The 6,774-nt window shown below is 36.2% G+C and carries 4 protein-coding genes; 3 read left to right on the forward strand and 1 reads right to left on the reverse strand.

The features are described from left to right. Positions 1–121 precede the first annotated feature (121 nt). The 3 genes from U860_RS0119785 (at position 122) to pstA (ending at position 2,909) form a co-directional block, all read left to right on the forward strand. The gene (locus tag U860_RS0119785; RefSeq protein ID WP_025149864.1) at positions 122–1,024 is read left to right on the forward strand and encodes a phosphate ABC transporter substrate-binding protein PstS family protein; all 903 of its coding nucleotides are present in this window, start codon (positions 122–124) and stop codon (positions 1,022–1,024) included. Between the two features lie 71 nt (positions 1,025–1,095). Then, positions 1,096–1,986, forward strand: a complete 891-nt coding sequence (gene pstC / locus U860_RS0119790; protein ID WP_025149865.1) for a phosphate ABC transporter permease subunit PstC — start codon at positions 1,096–1,098, stop codon at positions 1,984–1,986. A 2-nt stretch (positions 1,987–1,988) separates the two neighbouring features. Beyond that, complete coding sequence (gene pstA, locus U860_RS0119795; protein WP_025149866.1) at positions 1,989–2,909, forward strand: phosphate ABC transporter permease PstA; 921 nt, start codon at positions 1,989–1,991, stop codon at positions 2,907–2,909. Positions 2,910–3,094: 185 nt separating this feature from the next. Here pstA and U860_RS0119800 read toward each other — a convergent pair whose 3' ends face one another. Continuing rightward, a complete protein-coding gene (locus U860_RS0119800; RefSeq protein ID WP_025149867.1) occupies positions 3,095–6,139 on the reverse strand; it encodes an efflux RND transporter permease subunit in 3,045 nt (1,014 codons plus the stop codon). Positions 6,140–6,774 lie beyond the last annotated feature (635 nt).

Raw genomic sequence — 6,774 nt, forward strand, 5'->3', positions numbered from 1 at the left:
ATCTCTATTTACTTAAACTTAAAAATTGCTTAACACTCACATAATATTGTTGTCCTACAATGAATTTGTGTTCGAAAGAAGATGAATTCGAAAAGTGATAATCCAAATGGGGGTACAAGACATGGTTATGAAAAAGGGTATTAAATTTTCTTTAGCGGCTTTAGTTGTTGCAGGTGCATTAGTTGGATGTGGAAAAGCAGAAAGTACGGATAATAAGGAAGCTGCTAAAGGAAACGATAATGCAAAGCAAGAATTATCAGGTACGATTGCAGCGGCTGGCTCTACAGCTCTTCAACCTCTTGCGGAGGAAGCTGGAAAGAAATTCATGGAGAAAAATTCAAAAGTTTCTATTCAAGTTCAAGGTGGCGGTAGTGGAACAGGGATTAACCAAGTAGCGTCTGGTGCAGTACAAATTGGTAATTCGGATGTTCCGGCTTCAGATAAAATAAAAGATGCTGAAAAAGCGAAAGAATTAGTAGATAACAAGGTAGCGGGTATCGCATTCGCACTTGTCGTAAATAAAGATGTAAAAGTTGATAACTTAACAGTAAAACAAGTGCAAGATATCTTCACTGGAAAAGTAACGAACTGGAAAGAGTTAGGCGGAAAAGATGAAAAAATCAACGTAATTAATCGTCCAGCTTCATCTGGTACACGTGCTACATTTGAAAAAACAGTTATGAAAGATGCGAAAATTAATGATGGAACTGGTACTACACAAGATTCTAATGGTGCAGTAGAGCAAGCGATTAACTCTACTCCAGGTTCAATCAGTTATTTAGCAATGTCTTACATGGTTGGCGATAAAAAAGGTGCATTGCAAACTGTGAAAATTGATGGTGCTGAACCGAAAGTTGAAAACATCTCTGCTGGTAAATATCCATTCTGGTCTTACGAGTACATGGTAACTAAAGGTGAGGCAAAAGAAGCGACAAAAGCATACATTGACTATGTAAAAGGTAAAGATTTCGAAAAACAAGTAGAAGATATGGGTTACATTCCGATGTCTAAATTAAATAAGTAATAAAATTTTATGGGGCTGGCTGCAAGGCCAGTCCTGTTCATTTCAATCTATGAAGTGGGGTCTGTTCTGTGATGAAGGGGAAAAAACAAATTAATTACGTAAAGAGTGAATATATAGGAAGAACACTCGTTACGTTTTGTGGTATCTTTATTGTTTTTGTTACATTAGCTATTATTGCGTTTATTTGCGGCAAAGGAATTCAATCTTTCACGCAAAGTGGTATCTCATTATCTGAGGTGTTAACTTCGACAAAATGGAATCCAAATGCTGATCAAGGTACGTATGGTGCTGTAATCTTTATTGTCGGTTCGACGCTTGTGTCGTTAGGTGCTGTTGTTATTAGTGCGCCAATTGCTATAGCTCTTGCTATATTCATGAATTTAATTTCGCCAAAGTTTGGGAATAAAGTATTAAAGCCTGTTTTAGAATTATTAGTTGGTATTCCGTCAGTTGTATACGGATTATTAGGGGTTACGATTTTAATTCCTTTATTACGTGATTCGTTTGGGGGAGTGGGCTTTAGTTTAATTGCTGGTATTATCGTCCTAAGTATTATGATTTTACCTACTATTGCTAGTATCGCCTCTGATGCAATACGTTCTGTTCCGTTTGATTACTTGGAAGCTTCTTACGGTCTAGGATCGACGAAATGGCAAGCGATTAGCCGAGTTATTGTTCCTGCTGCAAAACAAGGAATTTTAACAGGTATTGTTTTAGGGTTAGCGCGTGCTTTTGGTGAAGCGTTAGCGGTTCAAATGGTAATCGGGAACACGATTAAATTACCGGAAGGAATATATAGTCCAACAGCAACGTTAACGGGTATTCTGACAATGGATATGACGAATACATTGAACGGAACAGCTTGGAACAATGCGTTATGGACATTAGCGATGATTCTGCTTGTTATTTCATTCCTGTTTATTTTAGTAATTCGAGCGATTGGTCAAAGAGGTGAGCGATAATAATGAATGCAAGAACGGTAAATAAAGTTTGGACGGGTATCTTTTATGCGGTTGCAGCTTTAGTTGTGGCTTTGCTAGTGTTCTTAGTGTTTGAAATTTTACAAAAGGGATGGGGATTTTGGGATCCTAATTTCTTGTTTGGAGAACCAAGTAATACAAGAGCTGGTGGTGGCATTGGTCCGCAGTTATTCAATTCCTTCTACATGCTTGTTCTAACACTTATTATATCTATTCCTCTTGGATTAGGGGCTGGAATATATTTAGCGGAGTATGCAAAACAAGGCCGTTTTTTAAGTTTTGTTCGATTATGTATTGAGACAATGGCATCTTTACCTTCTATTGTTGTTGGATTATTTGGTTTGTTAGTATTTGTTACAATGACAGGTTGGGGATACACAGTAATGGGTGGTGCTCTTGCTTTAACTATTTTAAACTTACCTGGTTTAACACGTGTTTGTGAAAATGCGATTTCTGAAGTTCCTCATAATGTAAAAGAGGCGAGTCTTGGATTAGGTGCAACAAAGTGGCAAACAATTGTCCGTATTATTATTCCGTCTTCACTACCACAAATCATTACAGGGATTATTTTAGCGGCGGGGCGTATATTTGGTGAAGCGGCAGCATTAATTTACACAGCGGGTTTAACATCTCCAATTTTAAATTCAGCAGCGGACTTTTCAAGTCCGGCGCATCCTTTAAATCCATTTAGACCAGCTGAAACGTTAGCAGTTCACATTTGGAAGTTAAATTCGGAAGGGATTATCCCAGATGCGAAGTTAATTGCGACAAAATCTGCAGCTGTATTAATTATTATGGTATTACTATTCAATATCATTTCGCGTTTTGTAGCATCTGTATTACACAAGCGTTTTACAGGAACGAAAAAAAGTCGTAAAACGACGAAGAAGGTAAAAGCGGCATAGGTTACAAAGAAGAACTCTCTGTTTATAAGCAGGGGGTTCTTTTTATATTTTAATATTGAAGGGATGCATTATACGATTGTTGAATTTTAATTGAGTATGCGAAAAAAGTGCTGGACTATATTTATGGATAGGTAGAGGGATAAAAAAGGCGTTATCTTCATAATTGAAGATAACGCCTTTTGGGTTTAAATATCAGGTGTTTCTGTAGAAGTACTTATTTTTCTGCGGGAGCGTCTTTTTCTCCCGATTTTATCTAATAGTTCATACATAACAGGAACAACGACTAGTGTAAGGACGGTTGAAACGGCTAAACCACCAATTACAACGACGGCTAGACTTTTGGATACCATACTTCCTGCTTGAGATTGCCCGAAGAGAAGTGGTAGCATAGCGACGATTGTTGTTATGGCTGTCATAATAATTGGGCGTAATCGAGTGGAACCAGCTTCTAGTAAAGCTTCTCTTGTTTCCATACCGTTTTCCCGATTTTGTTGAACTCTTTCTATTAATACAATAGCATTTGTAACGACAATCCCGATTAACATTAATGCGCCAATCAATGAATTTACATCAACAGGTGTTCTTGAAATAATTAATCCTAAAATACCGCCAACAGCAGCTAATGGTAAAGAGAATAAAATTGCAAAAGGAGCACGTGCTTGCCCGAATGTGATAACCATAATTAAATATACAATCCCAATTGCAATCCCCATAATTTTAAATAAGTCTGTGAAGTTCTCTTGCATAGATTCAGTAGCACCTGCGATATTTACTTTTGCTCCGTTAGGTAAATCTAAGTCGGTTATCGTCTTGTTTACTTCTTCGCTTACTTTGCTTAAATCTTCACTTGAAGCTTCTGCAGTAATTTGAATCGTTTCTTTCCCATCTTTATGGAAGATTTCCGTTTGAAGTTGTTTTTCTGAAATAGTTGCAACGTCTTTTAAAGGGATTGGCCCATTAATAGGTGATAGTATGTTTGTGTTTAGAATATCTGTTTGCTTGTTAATGGCTTCCTTCTTGTGTTCTATCATAATCGTTGCTTTTTCATTATTAATTGAGATTTCCCCGATAGGTGACTTCTTCATAAGGAATGCTACTTGTTGTGCTGCTAATTCTGGTGTTAAACCTAGTTGCTCAGCCTTTGTTTGATCGATATGAATTTGCCATTCTTTTTTAGATGCTTCTATATTTGTTTTTACCTTAGAGAGAGAGTCCATGCTTTTTAGTTTTGTTTCGACGATGTTAGCGGCCTTTTTTAAATTTGTTTCGTTAGTAGCTGTTACGTTAAATTGTAAGTTGTTTCCGCCGCCAGCGTCAGAGTAACTCGTTTTTATATAATCAAGTTCAGCTGGTTCGAAAGCTGTATGTTCTTTTTTTAACTCTTTAATATATTGGTCGATGTCAGATCCTTTTTTAAAGACTACAAATATAGTTGCAAGATTGTTTTTAGTTGTCTGTCCCCATTGTGCATCTTCTGCGCTGGATCCCATTCGTAAAATAACATCTGTTACATCAGGATTAGAGAGTAGTTTCTTTTCGAAATCAAAGGCTTTTTGTTTTTTAGCTTCAGACTCATAATCGGTTGGAAATGTCATGTTGACGGATAGCATTGTATCATCTTCAGACTTTATGTTCGCTTTCGGTAGTAGTATGTAGGCAGCGATTGATCCTGCGAATAATAAAAAAGAAGTAAGTAGAATGATAAATTTATGAGAAAGAGCCCATTTTAATGTAGCGACATATCGTGGTGAAGAACTCGGCTTACGATGCTTTGTTTTTTTGAGTAGTAAAAAAGCCATAAGTGGAACAACTGTTAATGCAACGATTAAGGAAGATAAAATAGAATATACAACTGCTAATACCATAGGTAACATGAGTTTACCGATTACTCCTGATACGAGACCGATAGGTAAAAAAACTGCGACTGTTGTTAAAGTGGAAGAGGTGATTGCGACAGCGACCTCTTTCGTTGCATCAAGAATAATATCTTTAGAGAAGGTTTCTTTTTGTAAACGACGGAAAATGTTCTCGATTACAACGATACTATCATCGACGAGACGTCCCACGGCAACGGCTAAGCCACCAAGAGTTAGAATGTTAAGTGTAATGTTAGATTGGTGGAGTAAAAACAGTGTTAATAAAATAGATAATGGAATACTGACGACAGCTATGAGTGTTGTTCGGAAGCTGCGTAAAAAGATTAAGATAATTAGAGTTGCAGCAATTGCCCCAAGGATTACTTCTTTTCCCATGCTAGTAACAGCATTTTCAACTTGCTCATGAGTTGAAGCTAGAAGTTTAATAGAAAACTGATCTTTATATTGCTTGCTTATATCTTTAATCTTTTTATCAATCTCTTTTCCGATTGCAACCGCGTTTTTACTCGGCTCTTTCATTATGACTAATCCTGTTCCTTCTTCCCCGTTTATGTGTGAGATTGTATCGTAATGTTGTTTTAGTTCGACTTGAGCGACATCTTGTAATTTTACTTGAGGCGTAACGTTGATATTTTTAATGTCATTTACATTTTTTATATCCCCGATGACACGAAGATTGTATTCTTCTTTATTAACGGTAATTGCTCCAGCAGGAGTGGAAGTTTCTTTTCCTTGTAAAACTTTTAATACTTGCTCTGATGTTACGTTTTTATCTTTTAGTTGGTTAGGGTCAAGTAAGATGGATAATTCGGAAGTTGACTTTCCGAAATACATGACATTGGCAACACCGTCAATACTTTCGAGTTGTGGTACGATTTCTTTCTCGATTTGTTTTTCGTCAGCTTTTGAAAATCCGTTTTGCTTCTGGATGGTAATTTGAGCGAGTGGAATCATAGAAGTGTTTAATTGGCTAACTACAGGCTTAGTTACATCTTTAGGTAATTTAACCGTATTAATTGCTTTTTCAACTTCGCGTGCCGCGTCTTTCATATTTGCCTTGGATGTATATGCAATGTCGATGCGTGATAATCCTTCGTTTGTGGAAGAAGTGATGCCATCGATATGTTCTAAATTACGAAATTGTTTTTCGAGAGGATCAGTTACGTCCTTGGTCATCGTTTCAGCATCGAGCCCTTGAGATAATGTTGTAACAGTTATTGCGGGGTTATCGATGCTTGGTAAAAATTCCATAGGTAATTTAGAACCGGAATAAACGCCGAGTATGGAAATGAGAAAAACCATGATAATGATAGCAGCTCGGTTTTTTAATGAAAATTTTGTTAACCTATCCATAAGATAATTCCTCCATTAGTTTATTTATAGTTTTTTTTGGCACTCCCTTACTATATAACAAAAAATGGATATTTTTCATTAATTAAATGTAAAAAAATTCTAACAATAATCTTAAGTTAATATTTCGAGGGGGATTTCGTTATTTGTGAAGGAAGATTCCTGATTGGTGAGAAAAAGCACTAATTAAAGTTTTGCTTTAGGATAGTAGTTTCGTTTCTTGTAACTAACTTATTTTGTTACTTTACGTTTAAATGTGTACTTTTCCATCTTAAGTAGAGTCGTGGTTATTACGAAATTTAAAAGGAAGAGGATTAAAAGTCAGGAACTTATTGTGAAATACCGCTTGGGTGATGGTGGTGTATAGTAACTTGTATACAATCAAAATAGTTATTTTAAGTAGAAAGGATAATGGTCCTTTCTATAGAAGAAAGTAGGGAAAGGGAATTTTTTTGTGTTTTTTATAAAAAGCACTTGTTATTTCAAAATCATGATGGTATATTAATAAACGTCGCTGATGCGGAAACGCAGAAAACGACAAAAAAGAAATTAAAAAACATGGTTGACATCGAAAAATGAAGATGTTAATATGATGAAGTCGCTTCTGAGCGACGGACAAGTTCTTTGAAAACTGAACG

The sequence above is a fragment of the Bacillus sp. H1a genome (assembly GCF_000633475.1).
GTDB classification, from domain to species: Bacteria; Bacillota; Bacilli; order Bacillales; family Bacillaceae_G; genus Bacillus_A; species Bacillus_A paramycoides.

Excerpts from the sequence above, each read along its gene's own strand:
- U860_RS0119785 (WP_025149864.1), top strand. The coding sequence starts at position 122 with ATGGTTATGAAAAAGGGTATTAAATTTTCTTTAGCGGCTTTAGTTGTT.
- pstC (WP_025149865.1), top strand. The coding sequence starts at position 1,096 with ATGAAGGGGAAAAAACAAATTAATTACGTAAAGAGTGAATATATAGGA.
- pstA (WP_025149866.1), top strand. The coding sequence starts at position 1,989 with ATGAATGCAAGAACGGTAAATAAAGTTTGGACGGGTATCTTTTATGCG.
- U860_RS0119800 (WP_025149867.1), bottom strand. The coding sequence starts at position 6,139 with ATGGATAGGTTAACAAAATTTTCATTAAAAAACCGAGCTGCTATCATT.